Source organism: Bacillus sp. A015 (assembly GCF_053851875.1).
Genome location: NZ_JBSPZB010000023.1, coordinates 21,033 through 39,313 on the forward strand (window position 1 = coordinate 21,033; position 18,281 = coordinate 39,313).

Below are 18,281 nucleotides of genomic sequence, written 5' to 3' on the forward strand. Positions count from 1 at the left end.
TCTCATTTGTTCAATTATACATAAACTGAATTTTAAGTGTCAACAAGGCTAATCGCTCTTATTGCCCACATCAAAGATTTTTTCGCCTTTTTTGGACATATAATAGTCCCGTCGTGCCAGTTCGAGTACGTATTCCTTGCTTTTGAGCTTCTTGATCTCATCAGAAATATCTTCCTGCTTTGTTTGTAATTGCTTCAATTCTTTTTCGAGCGCAACCTTTTTCTCTTCTTTTTCTTTTAATGCGGACGATTGCGACCAGAGGGCACTTGTCACCAAAACAGCAAACATGAGCGCGATCACACCAAACACGGTAAGCCTTCTAAGGAGTCCACGGCGTTTGCGTTTTAAGAGCTGAGCTTGCTGTTCCATTTGTTTTTGGTAATCATTTTGAATTTGTGCGATATTTCTTTTTCTCTTGTTCAAGGATGAAGGCCTCCTCTCTTACTTTGTCCAGAATTGTTTCCATTTCGTTTTGATGGTACGAGATAATTTCTTGGTCCCTTGTAAAATTCCTGCTCCTTTTGCGAAAAACAATCTAACGGATGTTCGCCATTTTTCGGGAATCCGATGAATAATGGTCACATTGAGTAACCAGATGAGCGGATAACAAACAATTGATAGCACCTTCCACACGAGCCGAAACGTAAAACGAACAAGACGTAAGAGCGAGTGGAATAAGAACAGTATAGCACTTATGATCAATGTGACAATCCAACGAATCGGCTGGAAGACGATCGACATGACCAGCCTTTTAAGAACTAGAACGGTCTGATAAATACACATCATGATAAACTTGAGAATGTTGATATACAGCTGCTTCATCAATGCCTGATACATCGAGAAACCTAGCGCAACGGCCAGAAAAATATAAAGCCTGAATTCTCCCTCATTTGTTAACAGCAGCACATAAAAGAATAAGAGACCTTGCACCATCCAAAAAAGAAGATCGTGTATGACCAAAAGCCATTTTGCTGTTTTCTCCCGGTTCACAAACAGCTTGTACGTATCAAGCGATGCGCCCAGCCAGATGCCCATCGCCGCCATCGAAAGCATCGTATAAAACTGGACTGTCAGCGTCATTTAAACAGCTTGCTAAAAAATCCTTTAGCTTTCTCCCCGTGCTGCTCATCTACATAGATTAAGTCAAAAACACGCCCTTTGATGGACACAACGCCTTTTTCTACATCTAAGTTTTTCATTTGCAGATTTTCTCCGCGGATGGCGAGAATTCCCATGACCGTCTCAAGCAGAAATTCTTCATTATCAAAGCTTTCCACCTGTTTGACGCCGGTAATATCTAAATGCTTTCTGTTTCGCATTGTGACATTGTGCTCCGCTTCTGATGACAGCTTCGTGCCTTGAGGTTGATTATAATATTGATTCATTTTATACATCCCCCATATCTCATACTTGCATTGTTACTGCATTGTATGTGATAGGAGGGTCATTTAGAACAAGCCCTATTCTGCTGTTTTTTCTTCTTTTAGCACGGTATACATGCCAGCCGCTTCTTCTTTTTTCGTCGTGTCCTTTAACTCGTTGACTTGAACGGTCACAAGTTTTTGACCAAAGCGGATTTGAAGCTCGTCTCCTTCTTTTACGTCAGAGCTTGCTTTCGCCTGCATTCCATTAATGGAAATTCTGCCTTGATCGGCTACTTCTTTTGCCAATGTTCTTCTTTTAATTAATCGAGAAACTTTTAAAAATTTATCTAGTCTCATATGTGTTCACCTCTTTCTATGCGTTTGGCATCGTTCCACAGATCGTCCATTTCCTCTAGCGTCAGATCCTCTAGTGAACGTCCCATATCCTTTGCTTTTTGTTCGATATGTTGAAAGCGCCGCATGAATTTTGTGTTTGCGGAAGAGAGGGCCGTTTCAGGCTCCAGCTGATAGAACCTGCCAATATTGACAAGAACAAATAAAAGATCACCAAATTCATCTTTCATATGCTTCGTTGCACCTTCGTCCGTTTTCTCAGCCACTTCAACAAGGAATTCCTGCTTTTCTTCTTCGTATTTGTTCCAAATATCTTCTACGTCCGTCCAATCGAAGCCCACCTTAGCGGCTTTCTTTTGGAGCTTATATGCTTTTGTTAAAGCTGGAAGCATCGCCGGGATGGATTGCAAAATAGATGCTTCTCCTGACCGCTCCGGCTTCTCCTGCTGCTTGATTTTTTCCCAGTTGGCCACCACGTCTGATGCCTCAGAGACACTCGTATCACCAAACACATGTGGATGTCGACGAATCATTTTTTCTGTAACATGCTGGATGACGTCATCGATTGAGAAATAGCCATCATCTTCACCAATTTGAGCGTGAAGTAAAACTTGCAGCAGCACATCTCCGAGCTCTTCCACCATATGATCTGGGTCGTCTTCATCTATAGCTTCAAGCAGTTCATAGCACTCTTCAATTAAGTACGGTTTGAGCGAATCATTGGTTTGTTTTTGATCCCACGGACAGCCGCCAGGACCTCTTAATGTACGAATGATATCACGGAAAGTGTCAAATTGTTGATAGAGCAGCTTTTCATCTTGAATTGGAGGTACATAAACACTCGTTAAGTTATTTATCGACACATCTCGATCAAGTTCAAATAAAGGAACAGCTGTCATCTGTTCCTGACTGCTCCCAGCCGCAGTCACAATATAGACTTCATAGTCATCAGGCAGCTTCTCCATCAGCGTAAGCTTCACATTCGAAGCTGTCATCTGATCATACACCTGACAAATCAAAACATGCTGGGTTAATTTCAAATCCTCCGCTCTCATATCCCCTGCATCAACGAATTGCAGCCCTTCTATCGGATCAATCTGCAAGGAATTAAAGGTCGCATCAAGAAAGCTTTGTCCACCAGCAACGTACACCTCAATCCCGCGCTCTTTCTGCTGTGCGACAAGCAGCTGCACGGTCTTTTCTGCTACAAACGGATGTCCTGGCACTGCATACACAATATCCTTCTCTGCAGCCTCTGCGAATAGAATTTCTGTGATTTCCTGATACACCGAATCAAACTGATCGTGCTTTTCATAAATCTCATCAAAAAAGGTCAGAGATGGGATCTCCTGCATCAATTCTGCGGTAAGCGGATGATCCTGCGTTCTCATAAATACTTCTGTCGCCTGCTTCAGTTGCTTATATACACCGAGCGTCAGCTGATCCATGTCGCCTGCCCCAAGACCGACGACTGTAATCTTACCTGTCATTTCTATTCCCTCTCATCTGTTTAAAATATAAAATCTTTTCTCCTAATGGAATGAGTCTCCATTCCTCGTCCGTAAATACTTCTAGCTTAAGAATACTATATAAAAAGGCGAAACCACCAATAAAAACTGACGTCAGGCTCTCTAAAACGGAAAACGGGCGTTTTTCAAAGGGAATGACCCAAGAAAACAAAGCCTGATACCCTATTAAGACGATGGCCATGAGAGCCGCTGATAAAAGAATTTTCACTGGAAAAAGCTCTCTCATTGAAATCCATCCTTTACGCTTCAAGTAAACCGCATTGAGCACGGCTGCGGCGAGAAAACCACATACGGTTGACCATGCGGCACCGTGGATGCCAAATAACGGCACAAACGCAAGCGTCAGCACCCATTTCACGAGCACACTGAGGATCACCACAATAGCAGGATACACGGAATGCCCAAGCCCCTGAAGTAAAGCGGTTTGCGTAATGGCAATCGACGTAAATGCGATCGATATACAGAATATTTGCAGCGCATCTGTGCCTAGGTCATTACGAAAAAGCATTGTATTCACTGACGATAGAATACAAATCAGCCCGACCGCTGAACCAATCCCTAGCACCGACGTTGTCTTAAACGATGTACGGACTTTTTGCCGAATCGCTTCGTGGTGCCCTTTCCTCATGGCTGACGATAAAAATGGAACAAGAGAGGTTCCGATACTAATCGCAAACACCGTCCCTAGCTGCAAGAAAGGCTGCCCTCGGTCATACACGCCTTTTGCCGCCTTTGCTGCCGCTTCACTCAAACCCTCGCTGCGGAGCAAAGCATACAGGTGAAAGGCATCAATCATTTGCATCCATAAAATAAGCAATCCGCTTACACAAATCGTCAATGTATACAGGACTAAACTCTTCAAAACATCTTTTTTCCGCAGAGTCGCCTGGTGTAACGCACTGCTTAATGGCGACTGCCTCCGATAGGTCAGCCAAAGAAAAAGAAGCAGGATGAGTGAGGCCGCACTTCCCGCTATAGAGGAGAACACTGCACCCGCTCCTGTTTCATAAAGCGAATAGCCGTGCCTCACGAAATAAAAGGATAAAACAAGCAGGACGCCTACCCTAACGAGCTGCTCAACCAACTGAGAAATAGCGGTTGGGAGCATCATGCCGTCACTCTGAAAAACACCCCTCAGCATAACGGTGAGCGGCAGAAATAGAAAAACAAATGCACTCATCTGGATGAGCAAGATTAAATGGCTGTCCGCCATGAGGTTCGCTATCCTGCCTGCTCCTATGTATAGACAAAGAAATAAGACCAAGCTCAGTAAAGTGATATACATCAACGATACCCTTGTAATGATTCGCCGATTCTCTTCCCCATGCTCACTCAGGAGCTTGGACACCATGACAGGAAACCCTGTTGTTCCGAGCATGATGGCAATGCCCAGAAAGGGGTAAACCTGCTGATAAATATAAAAACCTGTGTCTCCTACGATGTTTTGAAAAGGGACACGATAAACGGCACTTAGTACCTTTGATAGCAAGCCTGCGATGGTCAAAATCACCGCACCTTGGAAAAGCCAATGCGGCTGATTCACAGCATTTTTCATGGATGACTCCTTTATGTTCAATCAAAAAATAGATCTACATTTAAACGCACTCATTATATCATACGTTACTGAAAAACCGTTCCTTTCTAAGGAGAAGACGACACATTACCCGTTTTGTTTCTTTCCATATAAAAAACGCCGATAAAATCAAATGATTTCATCGGCATTCTTTCGTTTGATCAAAATGATATAGAATTATTAGACCTAATGTTCCATTTGACGGGCTAAGAAGCCAGCTGCCGTTTCTGCCGCTTTATGCTCCACTTCTCCCATTGAACGCTCTTTAGAAAATAAGACCACGGCGCCAATTGGGTCTCCGTTTGCAACAATAGGTGCAATGGTATAAGCAGATACGTCATCATCAATACCATCGACTAGTTGGATTTCTTTCTTGCTTTCTTCTAACACAGAATTACGCTGATCCATTGTTCGTTCAAGTAAATCACTGATGGATTTGTTTAAATACTCTTTTTTCGAACTGCCGGATACAGCAATATACGTATCACGATCACAGATCAGGATGGAATGACCCAAACTATCGAATAATGCATCAGCATATTCCTTCGCAAAGTCTCCAAGCTCACTAATCGGTGAATACTTCTTCAAAATCACTTCTCCATCGCGGTCGACAAAAATCTCAAGCGGATCTCCTTCCCGGATACGCAATGTTCTGCGAATCTCCTTCGGAATAACCACTCTACCTAAATCATCGATACGGCGTACAATTCCAGTTGCTTTCATTCACTGCTGCCTCTCTTTCGTTTGATGATGTGTTGGGTGAATGGAACAAAAGCGTCCACTTTATGCAACATTCACCACTTGACCCTGAGTTTAGTATCCGTCACATCAAACGTAATATACACGAGAGACAAACAAAATTTTATGAAGATGGAATGGTTTCTTTTTTCACACTTTGAAGGCCTCGAAGCATGCTAAGAACGATCTCAAGCCATTCCCCGGTCTTCTTCCCTTTCGTTTGGACAGAAATAATCAGCTTGCTGCCTTCCATTCCTAAGCCAATGTCACGTCCATATTTACTGCCAAGCTCAAATAATTTTTGACCGTCGATTTCACTGCTTGCTTTCTCATCTAGGGTGAGTCTGACAATGCCTTTCTCCATCTTGATCAGCTCGACACGTTCCTGCACAGCGTACACCTTGATCGTCGCAATCGTGAACAAATCAGCCACTTCTTGCGGATATTCACCGAATCGGTCAATCATTTCATCCTGAAGCTCTTTTCGCTCTTCAATCGATCCAATGGCTCTAAACTGTTTATACATCTCGATTTTTTGCTTGCCATCAGAAATATATGTGTCAGGGATGTAGGCATCAATTTGCAGATCGATTTCCGGCTCAAATTTTTCTTGAGCTGTCGTGTCGCCTCTTCTTTCTTCAATCGCTTCTTTCAGCATTTGAGAATACAGGTCGAATCCAACAGAATCAATGAATCCATGCTGCTGTGCACCAAGTAAGTTCCCTGCTCCTCGAATCGTTAAATCACGCATCGCAATTTTAAAACCTGATCCGAGCTCTGTGAATTCTTTAATGGCCTGAAGTCTTTTCTCCGCTACTTCAGAAAGAACTTTGTCTTTTCGATAAGTGAAATAAGCATAAGCAACTCGATTCGAGCGGCCGACTCGTCCTCTTAACTGGTACAGCTGAGAAAGCCCCATTTTATCAGCATCGTGTACAATGAGCGTGTTCACATTTGGAATGTCGACGCCCGTTTCAATAATGGTTGTACTGACCAATACATCTGATTCGCCTTCAAGAAAATTGATCATGACCGATTCCAGCTCGTTCTCACTCATTTTCCCATGCGCATAGCTGACTTTCGCGTCTGGAACAAGCATCGAGATTTCATCTGCTTTCCGTTCAATATCCTCAACACGGTTGTAAAGGAAGTACACTTGGCCGCCTCGAGCTAGTTCTCGCTCGATCGCTTCTCTGACTAAAGCACCATTGTACTCTACAACATAGGTTTGAACAGGGAAACGATTTTCAGGCGGTGTTTCAATAACGGATAAGTCCCGTACACCAAGCATTGACATATGAAGCGTACGTGGGATTGGCGTAGCCGTTAATGTCAGTACATCGATATTGGCTTTCATCTGCTTAATTTTCTCTTTATGCGTGACGCCAAAACGCTGTTCCTCGTCAATGATCAACAGTCCTAAATCCTTGTAGACAATGTCTTTTGAAAGAAGTCGGTGTGTCCCGATGACCATATCAATGGTTCCGTTCTTCAGCCCTTTTAACGTTTCTGTTGTTTCTTTCCGAGTACGGAAACGGCTAAGCTGAGCGATTTTGATAGGGTAGTCTTGGAATCGGTCCATAATCGTGTCAAAATGCTGCTGTGCTAAGATCGTTGTCGGTACAAGCAGTGCAACCTGCTTCCCGTCAGCAATAGCTTTGAAGGCCGCACGAATGGCCACCTCTGTTTTTCCATATCCCACATCTCCACAAAGCAGGCGATCCATCGGACGTTCCCGCTCCATGTCTTGTTTGATTTCGTGAATAGAACGAATTTGGTCGTCTGTTTCCTGGTAAGGGAACGCAGATTCAAACTGGCTCTGCATCTCATGATCAGGCGAGAAGGCATACCCTTTGCTTGCCTCACGTTCTGCATACAGCTTAATGAGATCATCTGCAATATCCTGAACAGAAGATTCTACTTTTTTCTTCACGCGTTTCCAGTCACTGCCGCCTAGTTTGTACAGCTTTGGTTCTTTTCCTTCTGATCCTACGTATTTCTGCACCTGATCAATTTGTTCAACCGGTACATAAAGCTTGTCGCTTCCTTGATAATGAATATTTAAATAATCTTTATGAATGCCGCCGATCTCAAGCGTTTCGATTCCTAAATACTTACCGATCCCGTGGTTAATGTGCACCACATAGTCGCCGACTTGAAGCTCTGAATAGCTCTTAATTCGCTCAGCGTTGGTCAGCTTTTGCTTACGCGCCTGCTTCTTCACACGTTTCTTGAAGAGCTCACCTTCTGTGATCACTGCAATTTTTGATAATGGCAGTTCAAAGCCTGTTTGCAGCTCACCTTGTAAAATGTACACTTGCCCGCTTACAAGCTCAGCGTCCGGTTTAGCGAGAGCAGCTTCAATGTCATAATCGTGTAAGACAGACGAGAGCTTCTCTGTTCGCTCTTCATCCGCACCTAAAAAGACAACCGTGTAATGTTGTTTTTTGTAGCGTTCAATTTCACTCGCAAGTACATTCATCTGCCCATGGAAATTCTGCATTTGCTTACTAGATACATTGACGATATTTTGCGGATTTGTCTGCTGGACATGTCTCAAGAACAAGGAATAGTACAGAATGGATCTCGATTGCTGATTGATTAGCTCTTGGAACGGGAAGGAAAGAGATAAATCATGAAGAATATTGCCTTCTTCAAGCAGACTAATCGTCCAATCAGCTTCTTCCTTTTCAAGTTGCTCTTCCATCTCCTGAATTCTGCTAATTTCATCTAGAATGATAATCGTATCCTGCGATGTGTAATCTAGCAAACTAGCAGGCTTTTCATAGAAATAGGACAGGTACTTCGTCATTTCCTGTGTCACGATGCCTTCTAGCAGCTTCTCTCGATCAGCAGAAATATTCTGATGCAGCAGCTCTTTTTGTTGGTCAGAGTTGAATTTCTTTAAGCTCTTCGCAAGTCCTTGGTCAAGCTGTTCTATCGCTCTCACTCGTTCAGGGCCTCTCACAATCAGCTCTATTGCCGGACCTATCTTGATCTCTTGAAGCGTTTCTAGTGAACGCTGAGTATCAGAATGGAAGGTCCGAATTGAGTCCACTTCTGTATCAAACAATTCAATACGAATAGGATGATCTTCCGTTAACGCATAAATGTCGATGATCCCTCCGCGCACACTAAAATCTCCGGGCGCAGCAACCATAGACGTCCGGTCATAACCGATTTGCACGAGTTGTTTTGAAAACGCCTCCAAATCAATTTCTTGACCGAGCTTTAAATGGATCTGACTCTCCTTCCAGAGCTCGACTGGCGGAAGCATTCTGCGCACCGCAGCTGCCGGGGTTACGATAATGGGGTTTTCTCCATTAGCAAGTCGATTCAGGACATCTAGACGCTGTGCTCTAAGCTCAGGGCTGGCAACTGCGATCTCTGATGCAATGAGTTCATTTACAGGATAAAGAAGGACCGAGCGATCCGAGATCACACTGGCTAGATCATCTGTTACCTTCTGTGCTTGATACAAATTGTGGGTCACAATAAACATCGGCCGCTTTAGCTCGTCTGATATGGCGGCTGTAAATAAAGATCTGACGGAGCCTGATAGTCCGGCGAGCAGCTGTTCTTTTAACCCTTCTTTTAGTCCATTAAAAATGGACTGAAAATCATCACTTTGTTTGATAAATGATTGTATGTTTTTCATTTGGCTCCTCCTCCCTGCTTGTTTAAAACAGAAAAACGCTTTGGTCTAATATCTACACCAAAGCTTTTTATTGAATAAAAGTATGATACTGATGGTAATCAGGATTTCTTTCGAGCGCCTCTTGGCAATCCTCACAAATGGTTTGTACATGTAAATCACCATTTTCCCTATAAGAAATCATATCGTTTCTTTCCTCATTTGTTAAGTGATGAAATCCAAGTGCTTCACTTTGAACAGCGGATTCATCTAGACTGCCAACCTTTACACCACAGTGCCGGCAGTAATAATGCAAAGCCATATGTGATCCTCCCATGCTGAGATTTTATGATCAGTATGTGCTTTGCTTATCATTCTTATACCTTCTTGTTGAAATCATTCATCACTTCTAAAAATGGCTTTGTTAAAGCAGCCTCACAGGCTTCAACAGACGCTTGAATGGCTGATGCGATGTCAGGCTGTTCCTCTTCTGAGAAGCGTCCTAGTACGTAATCAACGACCTTCATGCCATTTTGCGGGCGGCCAATACCGATGCGGAATCGGTCAAACTCAGGTGCGCCTAAATGCTGAATCAACGACTTAATCCCATTATGCCCTCCTGCACTTCCCTTTGTACGCAAACGAATCCGCCCAGTTGGTAAATCAAGATCATCATAGATGACTTTTAAATGTTCAAGGGGAATATCATAGTAATCCAAAAGTGGACGCACGCATTCTCCTGATAAGTTCATATATGTAAGAGGCTTCACAAGTAGAACCTTTTGCCCTGAAACAAACCCTGTTCCAAATTGTCCATGGAATTTTGATTGATTTAATGGGATGTCCCATTTTTTTGATAATTCATCTATTGTCATAAACCCGACATTATGTCTTGTTTTTTCGTATTCTCTTCCTGGATTACCCAATCCAACGAATGCAATCATGAGAACAACAACCTCCTTTATCACAATGCACACGCCTAAAAAATGAACCAATATGATTGCCTCATGTAAAAACGTATGAATTCTTTTCATTCTAGCACAAAAGACGCAACCGCGGGAGGGTTACGTCTCTAAATGACCAGTTATTCTCCATTGTTATCCTTTTCTTTAATAGCCTCAGGTTCTTGTGTTTCCTCTTCGCTATCTGGCTCAGGAACCTCGGATTGCTGAGGCGGTAGAATGGATGCAACGACTTCTTCTGGATCGTTATTTATTTGATAGGCTGACTGAACAGGCAGATCACCCACTGTTAGTACATCATTTACATCTAAGTTTGTAATATCAGCTTCAATATGTTGCGGGATATCCTTTGGTTTTGCTGTAACGGATAGTTCAAATAGTGGCTGCTGAAGCACACCTCCATCTTTTACCCCTTTAGACTCACCAATCAGCTGTACAGGTACATCTGCATCAATTTCTCGCTGTAAGTCAACCACTTGGAAATCAGCGTGGACAAGCTCATTTTTCAGCGGATCTGTTTGTAATTCTGTGACCATCACAGATTTTGTTTCACCGCTCACGTCTAATGTGATGATCGTATTCTTCCCTTCATCACGTAAGGTCTTTAATAAATCGATGCTGTCTAATGAAACAGCCAGGTTGTCTGTATTTTTTCCGTATATGACACCAGGAACGTGTCCTGAATGACGGATTTTTTGCAGTGTGGAACGTTTGAAATCAGTTCTTTTATTTGCTTTTAAAGTTGCCATATTCAGCACCATCCTATTTCTTTTTTGTCACTACTTTCATAAATACCCATAACTGAATCATTTTAAACATGTTTGGCTGTCAATTATTACAGCAAAAAGACCCTAAGCTGATACCTAGGGCCTTTTTGATAAGAGAATTAGCTAAAAAGGTAGCTCACAGATTCTTCTTCATGCACACGGATGATGGCTTCTGCAAGCAAAGGCCCAACTGAAAGCGGAATGAATTTACCTACTTTCTTGTCATCTGTTAAGTGAATACTGTTGGTTACAACCAATTCTTTAATTTTAGAGTTTGTGATGCGTTCTACTGCTGGTCCAGACAACACTGGGTGAGTACAGCAAGCATACACTTCAGCCGCTCCATTTTCGACAAGCGCATTTGCTGCTAGTGTAATGGTACCAGCTGTATCAATGATATCATCAATCAGAATCGCCGTTTTACCTTCAATGTTACCAATAATGTTCATCACTTCAGCAACGTTTGGCTTCGGACGACGTTTGTCGATAATTGCGATTGGCGCTTTTAAGCGGTCTGCCATTTTGCGCGCACGTGTCACACCACCGTGGTCAGGAGACACAACGACAATATCATTCAAGTTTTTCTGTTCGAAATAGTTTGTTAAGATTGGCACAGCCATTAAGTTATCGATTGGAATATCAAAGAAACCTTGGATTTGCGGCGCATGTAGATCTAGTGCGATAACACGTGTAGCACCAGCTGTTTCAAGTAAGTTGGCAAAAAGCTTCGCAGTGATTGGCTCACGAGGTTTTGCCTTACGATCTTGACGTGCATATCCGTAATAAGGGATCACAATATTAACAGTTTTCGCAGAAGCACGTTTTAATGCATCAACCATAATGAGAAGTTCCATAATGTGCTCATTAACTGGTGCACTTGTTGATTGAATGACATAACAATCACAGCCGCGAATACTTTCTTCAATATTGATTTGGACTTCACCGTCACTAAAACGTTTAACAGAGCTCTTTCCTACATCAACTCCGATACGATCGGCAATTTCTTTAGCAAGTTCAGGGTTTGAATTCAAAGAAAATATCTTTAAATTCGCATCAGCATAACGATTAGACATGGTAAACCTCCGGGTATTTGGATTATTTTTTATGAATATTTTTCACATAATCTTCTTTATTGACTTGTCTTGCTCTAGCAATAGACAATGCATCCTGCGGCACATCTTCTGTAACCGTTGAACCGGCTGCAACATATGCCCCTTTTCCGACAGTGACTGGTGCGACGAGATTTGAATTACAGCCAATAAAGGCGCCGTCTTCAATCTTTGTTATGAATTTGTTCTTCCCATCATAGTTGACTGTAATTGATCCACAGCCAAGGTTTACATCAGTGCCGACCTCTGCATCTCCAATATAGCTTAGGTGGGATGCTTTGCTGCGGTCACCGAAAACCGTTTTCTTGATTTCGACAAAATTCCCGATCTTCACTTCATCGCCAATTTTCGACAACGGGCGAATATGCGCAAACGGCCCAATTGTCACATCTACTCCAACCTCACTATCGCAGACGACAGATTGCTTAATCACTGTTCGATCTCCGATGATGCTATCAACAATTTCAGTGTTCGGCCCAATGGTGGCGTCTGCACCGATTTTTACATTCCCTTTGATGACCGTCCCAGGATAAATGATTGTATCTTCACCGATGACAGCATCTGGCGAGATATACGTGTTCTCAGGATCAATCAAGGTCACACCATTCTTCATATGCTGATGATTAATACGTCGCTTCATGAATTGCTCTGCTTGTGATAGAGCAATACGATCATTTACTCCAAGTGTTTCTTCAAAATGCGGTGTTTGATAGGCTGCAACTGTTTGTCCTTCATTCTTTAAAATTTCAATGACATCTGGCAAATAGTATTCGCCCTGTGCATTTTCATTCGACACTTGCTCAATCACACGGAAGAGATCTTCATTTGCGAAGCAATAGGTCCCTGTATTAATTTCATTCACTTGACGTTCTGCATCATTCGCATCTTTATGCTCCACAATCTTCACAACAGCACCTGTTTCGTCACGAATAATACGGCCATAGCCTGTTGGGTCATCCGCATGTGCTGTTAAAATAGTGACCTTCGCTTGATGTTTTTGATGCTCGCTTAACATGGCTTCCATTGTTTCCGCTGTCAATAATGGCGTGTCTCCACAGATAACAATGGTTGTTCCCTTTTCCTGCGCGAGGAACGACCTTGCTTGTTTGACGGCATGTGCTGTTCCCAGCTGTTCTTCTTGAAGTGCATATTCACTTCTATCCCCAAGCTGTTCCTTGACGTCCTCTGCTCCATGACCGACAATCGTCACAAGTTTGGCTAAAGAAAGCTTTAACGCTTCATCTGCCACATGCTCGACCATTGGCTTTCCGCAAACTGGATGAAGTACTTTGTATAGCTTTGACTTCATTCTCGTTCCTTTTCCCGCTGCTAAAATCACTGCGAACCGCTTATCCATTGATTGGCCTCCAATATCCCTATTATCCATAGAAAAATATATCCTAAATAAGAACTGATTTCAAGGATACATGAGGAAGTACAATAATTTTCTAATGGATGAAACACAGAAAAAACAGAAGAAAAAACGCAAAAAAGACAGCATTTAAAAGAAAACATTCCATTTTCTCTTAAAGCTGTCCTTTTGGATTCACATATGATTAAGAAGCTCCAGCTTCTTCATATTCAATTGTTTCTTCTTCTTCGCCTAAGCGATGATATTCATTTAAAACAGCATCTTGGATTTTACCCCGAGTGCTTGAGTTAATTGGATGTGCAATATCACGAAACTCTCCATCAGGCGTGCGTTTGCTAGGCATTGCAACAAACAACCCATTATTTCCATCAATCACACGAATATCATGAACAACAAATTCGTGGTCCAGCGTGATGGATGCAATCGCCCTCATGCGACCATCGGTATTCACGCGGCGTAATCTTACGTCAGTAACTTCCACAGTAGTTCACCACCTTTTCCCAATATAAAAGCATTACTTAGGTATTCAACGATTGTGGTGATTCTCCTGCTCTTTTTTTAAACTTTTTTGAAATATCGGGATATTTATACATTTTTTGTCAATTTAATGACGGCGCTTACATCTTCTCCTTGAAAAAAGACATCATGATGATGCCTTTTCCTGCATATGATGAAACCAAACGGCTATCAATGAGGCTGCCTGTTTATTTCACTAGTGCAACAACTTCAATTTCTACAAGTGCATCCTTTGGAAGTCTTGCTACTTCTACACATGAACGAGCTGGCTTATGCGTATGGAAATACTCACCGTACACTTCATTCACTTCAGCAAATTGTTCCATATCTTTAATGAAAACAGTTGCCTTCACGACTGTTTCAAATGAAGCACCTGCTGCTTCAAGTACGGCCTCGAGATTACGGAAAACTTGATGTGTTTGGTCTTTAATATCTCCGTTTACGAAATCTCCAGCTGGCGTTAATGGAATCTGGCCTGAGCTGTAAAACATGTTATTGACAATCATTCCTTGAGAGTAAGGTCCAATGGCTGCTGGTGCATTTTTGGTTTGAACAACTTTTGTCATATCAATCTCTCCCATTCAAATACATGTTTGATCAAAGCTTAAGCTTTGGAATGAAAAAACTCGTGGAAATTGCCTTCATTGATCTCAATGATCTTCTGCTTCATATCAATGGTGGACAGCTTTAACAACGATATATATTCATCGACAAGACGTTCATCTACGCCCTCATCTTCTAAAAGAACACCGATCCCTGCAACATTTGCATTGAATTCCTCAAGCAGATTCATCATGCCGTTAATGGTTCCGCCCGCTTTCATAAAGTCATCAATGATCAGGACATTGGATCCTTTATCTAAGCTCCGCTTTGCAAGTGACATGGTTTGAATTCGGTTAGAAGAACCTGACGCATAATTAATACTCACAGTTGATCCCTCGGTTACCTTATTATCTTTTCTAACGATCACAACAGGCACATTTAAATAACCTGCAACAGAATAGGCAATTGGAATACCTTTCGTCGCAACGGTCATGACGACATCAATCGCACGGTCCGCAAAGATGGTCGCAAAAAGCTTACCGATTTTCGCAAGAATCGATGGATTGCCTAAAACATCGGTTAAATATAAATAACCGCCAGGAAGTACACGTTCAGGAGTCGATAAAGCCTCTCCGATATCGTTTACTACTTCGTCTGCTTCTTTTAGGTGAATCTTTGGAATATATTTCACTCCGCCAGCAGCTCCAGGGACAGTAAGCAATGTGCCTATTCCCTGCTGTTCGAAGGTCTGTTTAATAATCGTTAAGTCTTCACTAATGGAGGACTTCGCAGATTGATATCGCTCTGCAAAAAATGTTAACGGTACTAGTACGTGCGGGTGGGTTAACAAATAATTTGTTAAGTCCACCAATCTGCCGCTTCGACGAAACTTCATGAACTTACCCCCAGAACCCGAATAATTTATGAATAATATAACTTAATATACGGATTTAATCAAGGTCATTTTGTTCGCCGATCATGCGGACAGCGTAAACTTGATCACAAAATCCTCTCAGTCCGTTATATATTCTTTGTACCTTCGATTCATATTGAATCAAGCCAAATACAGTTGGGCCGCTTCCACTCATTAAAACAGCATCTGCACCGAAACGCTTCATCTGTCTCTTAATCATATCTACTTCTGGATACATCTTTAATGTCACAGATTCCAAAACGTTACCGAGTGAGCCGCACATCCCTTTATAGTCTTTCGCTTCAATTGCTTCTATCATACGCTGTACATTTGGGTGTTCTACTTTGCCTGCGTCATATTGTCTGTAGACTTCAGCTGTAGATACCCCAATCACCGGCTTCGCTAAAATAACCCAGCAATGCGGAGGTGTCGCAATATGCTTCAGTTTCTCTCCACGTCCTGTCGCTAGCGCTGTCCCTCCGTGTACACAAAAAGAGACATCTGAGCCGATCTCCGCTCCAAGCTCAGCTAGTTCATCTAACGTGAGATTTAACTTCCACAAGCGATTTAAGCCGCGCAGAGCCGCTGCCGCATCGCTGCTGCCCCCAGCTAGACCTGCTGCGACAGGAATTGATTTTGTAATGACAATCGATACTCCTTTTTGAATACCGAATCTTGTTTTTAGTAATTTAGCCGCCTGATAGGCCAGATTACGCTGATCATCTGGCACAAATCGATTATGAGATGATACACGGATTTCATCTTTGTCCAGCTCCGTCAGCTCTAGTCGATCTGCAAGGTCTATTGTTGTCATCACCATCTCCACTTCGTGATATCCATCTGGCCTTTTTCCATGAACATCAAGTGAAAGATTAATTTTTGCCGGTGCTTTTTCTAAAATACGCAAACATTTCACCTACTTCTCCATCTAAACATAAGTATCAATATTGTATCACATTTGATGGATCTGATGAATATTGGCTTTTACGCCCAGCACACTGACTTTTGCATCAAAAAAAGCCAGAGACACCCGAGGTATCCCTGACCGTTTATCTATCGTTGATTCTCATCCTGAGCCATGTGCTGTTGAGCTAATTCAATGGCACGTTTGACCATGTTACCTGCGTCACGCGCACGAATCTCTCCCCAGCCTCCATTTTTGACGGTATCATAAAATCCAAGATCCTTCGCCAGTTCGTATTTGAACTCATCTGACATAATGCCTCGGCGTCTACCCAAACGAAACAGCCCCTTTAGTCGAGAATTCGAATCAGCGCCACTGCTTCGTGGCTTTCTTATTTTGTATCGAATCTTTCCTTTTACCCCTTTCAAATAATGGACAGGCGCCCATACAGAAAAAAAGGCAAAACAAAAAGCAGTAAACAAGAAGTTCACTGCCCATTAATAGGCGACTGAGCTAGCGGTATCATCGAACGTTAATTCGACCGTCTCAGTCAGTATATCTGCATAACTGTAAGAAACTCTTTCAAACGAATTCTCATCTTGATCTAATTGAATCACAAAAACAGAAGGGTACGTTTCAGCTAAAATGCCCGAACGCTCAATTGTTTTACGGCGGCCTCCGTTAGCCTTTAACGTCAAACGTTTACCTAAGTTACCATCAAGCGATCTTTTGATGTCGGACAAAGTCTTCGCCATTGCATCCACCTCACTGAGATAATTATACAACAACGGCTCGTTTTTGTCAAATAAAAATTAAATTATATCAACGAACACGAGCCATTGTCAACAAAATAATTTTGACAAACTTCTACCTTTTCTTCTCCCTATTTTTCTCAAATTCCGGTGAATTATGTATCCGTTTGAAATTTCTTTTTGAATATAAAAAAAACCAGACTGAAATCAGTCGGGTTATGTCGATTCATGGTCTCTTTTATATGGCATACCAACCCTTAAAACACCCTTCGTTTCGATTCCTCCGAGACCTTTTTCTCTTGTTAATGTATTTCGGAGCACATCCCACACGTTGATTCGATCTACAAATGGAGTGAAGCTGATCTTCGCAACAATATAGACGGGGTCGAGCGCATGGATGTTGACACGTGAAGGTGAGCTTGCAAAATTGGCACCTGCTTGGATCAATGATTCAAAATGAGATTGACAGGCACCTGCAAAGATCACAAGCTGATCTAAATGCGGAATTTTCCTTCTTGCTTTTTGAACCGTTTCAACGAAATGACGAGAATGGCGATAGGCACCGATATCATGTACACCGCCCTTTTGTTTGGAATACGCATCATGTCCTGTGATGACCAAGATATCAGGTCGATATTGATCAATTAACGATTCAATCATGCTTGGCATTTTCTTCTCGTGGCAATGCACGCCATACACAGGCACACCAATTCGTTCATATACGTCTAAGCATTTCTTTAAGTATGAAGCATCTCCATCTAAATGAAGAACCTTTCCGGGCATGTGGAAATACTGCTCTTGATGCTGATATTGTCCAGAAGTATAATACTCTTGTTTTTCACGCAGCAGCTGATAATCCTGTCTGAGTAAATCGAGCGATTCGTTAATTTTCCGTTCGTCGTCCTTCTCTCTTGTCAGCTGCTCCTCTTTTTGAATCAAGACCAAGTCAGACATCTTTGCATCAGCAATCAGCCTCACTTCATTCCCATGCAAAATGGCGGTGGCCTCGTGCTGATCTGTCTCATCAATTCGAATGATACGAAACATAATATCCATTTGATAGGATGCCCTCGTCACCATATCTCCTATTTGAAATTGCATGCTTTTCACTCCACAATCAGGCTCATATCCTGTTGGTATCGTCTTGCGTTGAACATGTTCATGTGTGCTGTTCTTTCTAGCCTATGCCCGAACGGATAAAGTGGTGAAAAACAAAAGAAAAAGCCCTTAAAATAGGGCTTTCAGATTGTT

20 protein-coding genes are annotated in these 18,281 nt (G+C 42.4%); all 20 read right to left on the minus strand.

All coding sequences use genetic code 11. The features are described from left to right. Window positions 1-48: 48 nt before the first annotated feature. Window positions 49-423 carry an FtsB family cell division protein gene (locus ACSLGF_RS16300; protein WP_456007185.1) on the minus strand — a complete coding sequence of 125 codons (375 nt, stop codon included), beginning with the start codon at window positions 421-423 and terminating at the stop codon, window positions 49-51. An 18-nt stretch (window positions 424-441) separates the two neighbouring features. Then, window positions 442-1,080 carry a spore cortex biosynthesis protein YabQ gene (yabQ, locus tag ACSLGF_RS16305; protein WP_456007187.1) on the minus strand — a complete coding sequence of 213 codons (639 nt, stop codon included), beginning with the start codon at window positions 1,078-1,080 and terminating at the stop codon, window positions 442-444. Next, window positions 1,077-1,385 carry a sporulation protein YabP gene (gene yabP / locus ACSLGF_RS16310; RefSeq protein ID WP_034665732.1) on the minus strand — a complete coding sequence of 103 codons (309 nt, stop codon included), beginning with the start codon at window positions 1,383-1,385 and terminating at the stop codon, window positions 1,077-1,079. Before yabP ends, yabQ begins: the two co-directional genes overlap by 4 nt. Window positions 1,386-1,460: 75 nt before the next feature. Further along, window positions 1,461-1,721 carry an RNA-binding S4 domain-containing protein gene (locus tag ACSLGF_RS16315; protein WP_456007189.1) on the minus strand — a complete coding sequence of 87 codons (261 nt, stop codon included), beginning with the start codon at window positions 1,719-1,721 and terminating at the stop codon, window positions 1,461-1,463. Beyond that, window positions 1,718-3,208, minus strand: a complete 1,491-nt coding sequence (gene yabN / locus ACSLGF_RS16320; RefSeq protein WP_456007191.1) for a bifunctional methyltransferase/pyrophosphohydrolase YabN — start codon at window positions 3,206-3,208, stop codon at window positions 1,718-1,720. Before yabN ends, ACSLGF_RS16315 begins: the two co-directional genes overlap by 4 nt. Next, a complete protein-coding gene (locus ACSLGF_RS16325; RefSeq protein WP_456007193.1) occupies window positions 3,198-4,802 on the minus strand; it encodes a putative polysaccharide biosynthesis protein in 1,605 nt (534 codons plus the stop codon). The genes yabN and ACSLGF_RS16325 overlap by 11 nt, the downstream gene beginning before the upstream one ends. Before the next feature lie 204 nt (window positions 4,803-5,006). Then, on the minus strand, window positions 5,007-5,543 hold the full coding sequence (gene spoVT, locus ACSLGF_RS16330) for a stage V sporulation protein T (RefSeq protein ID WP_003217990.1): 537 nt from the start codon (window positions 5,541-5,543) through the stop codon (window positions 5,007-5,009). Between the two features lie 139 nt (window positions 5,544-5,682). Further along, a complete protein-coding gene (mfd, locus tag ACSLGF_RS16335; RefSeq protein WP_456007195.1) occupies window positions 5,683-9,216 on the minus strand; it encodes a transcription-repair coupling factor in 3,534 nt (1,177 codons plus the stop codon). Between the two features lie 67 nt (window positions 9,217-9,283). Continuing rightward, window positions 9,284-9,514 (minus strand): anti-sigma-F factor Fin family protein, encoded by a 231-nt coding sequence (locus ACSLGF_RS16340; protein WP_003217967.1) that lies wholly within the window; start codon window positions 9,512-9,514, stop codon window positions 9,284-9,286. A gap of 55 nt (window positions 9,515-9,569) precedes the next feature. Next, window positions 9,570-10,136: an aminoacyl-tRNA hydrolase gene (gene pth, locus ACSLGF_RS16345; protein ID WP_456007197.1), complete on the minus strand. Its 567-nt coding sequence runs from the start codon at window positions 10,134-10,136 to the stop codon at window positions 9,570-9,572. 140 nt (window positions 10,137-10,276) lie between these two features. Continuing rightward, window positions 10,277-10,903: a 50S ribosomal protein L25/general stress protein Ctc gene (locus ACSLGF_RS16350; protein WP_456007199.1), complete on the minus strand. Its 627-nt coding sequence runs from the start codon at window positions 10,901-10,903 to the stop codon at window positions 10,277-10,279. 137 nt (window positions 10,904-11,040) lie between these two features. Beyond that, window positions 11,041-11,994 (minus strand): ribose-phosphate diphosphokinase, encoded by a 954-nt coding sequence (locus ACSLGF_RS16355; RefSeq protein ID WP_003217907.1) that lies wholly within the window; start codon window positions 11,992-11,994, stop codon window positions 11,041-11,043. A gap of 22 nt (window positions 11,995-12,016) precedes the next feature. Then, window positions 12,017-13,387: a bifunctional UDP-N-acetylglucosamine diphosphorylase/glucosamine-1-phosphate N-acetyltransferase GlmU gene (gene glmU, locus ACSLGF_RS16360; protein ID WP_456007201.1), complete on the minus strand. Its 1,371-nt coding sequence runs from the start codon at window positions 13,385-13,387 to the stop codon at window positions 12,017-12,019. A gap of 199 nt (window positions 13,388-13,586) precedes the next feature. Beyond that, entirely contained in the window at window positions 13,587-13,883 is a 297-nt protein-coding gene (gene spoVG / locus ACSLGF_RS16365; RefSeq protein WP_008357439.1) for a septation regulator SpoVG, read from the minus strand. A 223-nt stretch (window positions 13,884-14,106) separates the two neighbouring features. Beyond that, the gene (gene ridA, locus ACSLGF_RS16370; RefSeq protein ID WP_099728328.1) at window positions 14,107-14,484 is read right to left on the minus strand and encodes a 2-iminobutanoate/2-iminopropanoate deaminase; all 378 of its coding nucleotides are present in this window, start codon (window positions 14,482-14,484) and stop codon (window positions 14,107-14,109) included. Between the two features lie 38 nt (window positions 14,485-14,522). Beyond that, window positions 14,523-15,356 carry a pur operon repressor gene (gene purR / locus ACSLGF_RS16375; protein ID WP_456007203.1) on the minus strand — a complete coding sequence of 278 codons (834 nt, stop codon included), beginning with the start codon at window positions 15,354-15,356 and terminating at the stop codon, window positions 14,523-14,525. Between the two features lie 55 nt (window positions 15,357-15,411). Then, window positions 15,412-16,281, minus strand: a complete 870-nt coding sequence (gene ispE / locus ACSLGF_RS16380) for a 4-(cytidine 5'-diphospho)-2-C-methyl-D-erythritol kinase (RefSeq protein ID WP_456007205.1) — start codon at window positions 16,279-16,281, stop codon at window positions 15,412-15,414. A gap of 146 nt (window positions 16,282-16,427) precedes the next feature. Further along, window positions 16,428-16,613: a small, acid-soluble spore protein, alpha/beta type gene (locus ACSLGF_RS16385; RefSeq protein WP_012008653.1), complete on the minus strand. Its 186-nt coding sequence runs from the start codon at window positions 16,611-16,613 to the stop codon at window positions 16,428-16,430. 162 nt (window positions 16,614-16,775) lie between these two features. Continuing rightward, window positions 16,776-17,033, minus strand: a complete 258-nt coding sequence (veg, locus tag ACSLGF_RS16390; protein ID WP_003217979.1) for a biofilm formation stimulator Veg — start codon at window positions 17,031-17,033, stop codon at window positions 16,776-16,778. A 213-nt stretch (window positions 17,034-17,246) separates the two neighbouring features. After that, window positions 17,247-18,131: a sporulation peptidase YabG gene (gene yabG / locus ACSLGF_RS16395; protein WP_456007207.1), complete on the minus strand. Its 885-nt coding sequence runs from the start codon at window positions 18,129-18,131 to the stop codon at window positions 17,247-17,249. Window positions 18,132-18,281: the final 150 nt, after the last annotated feature.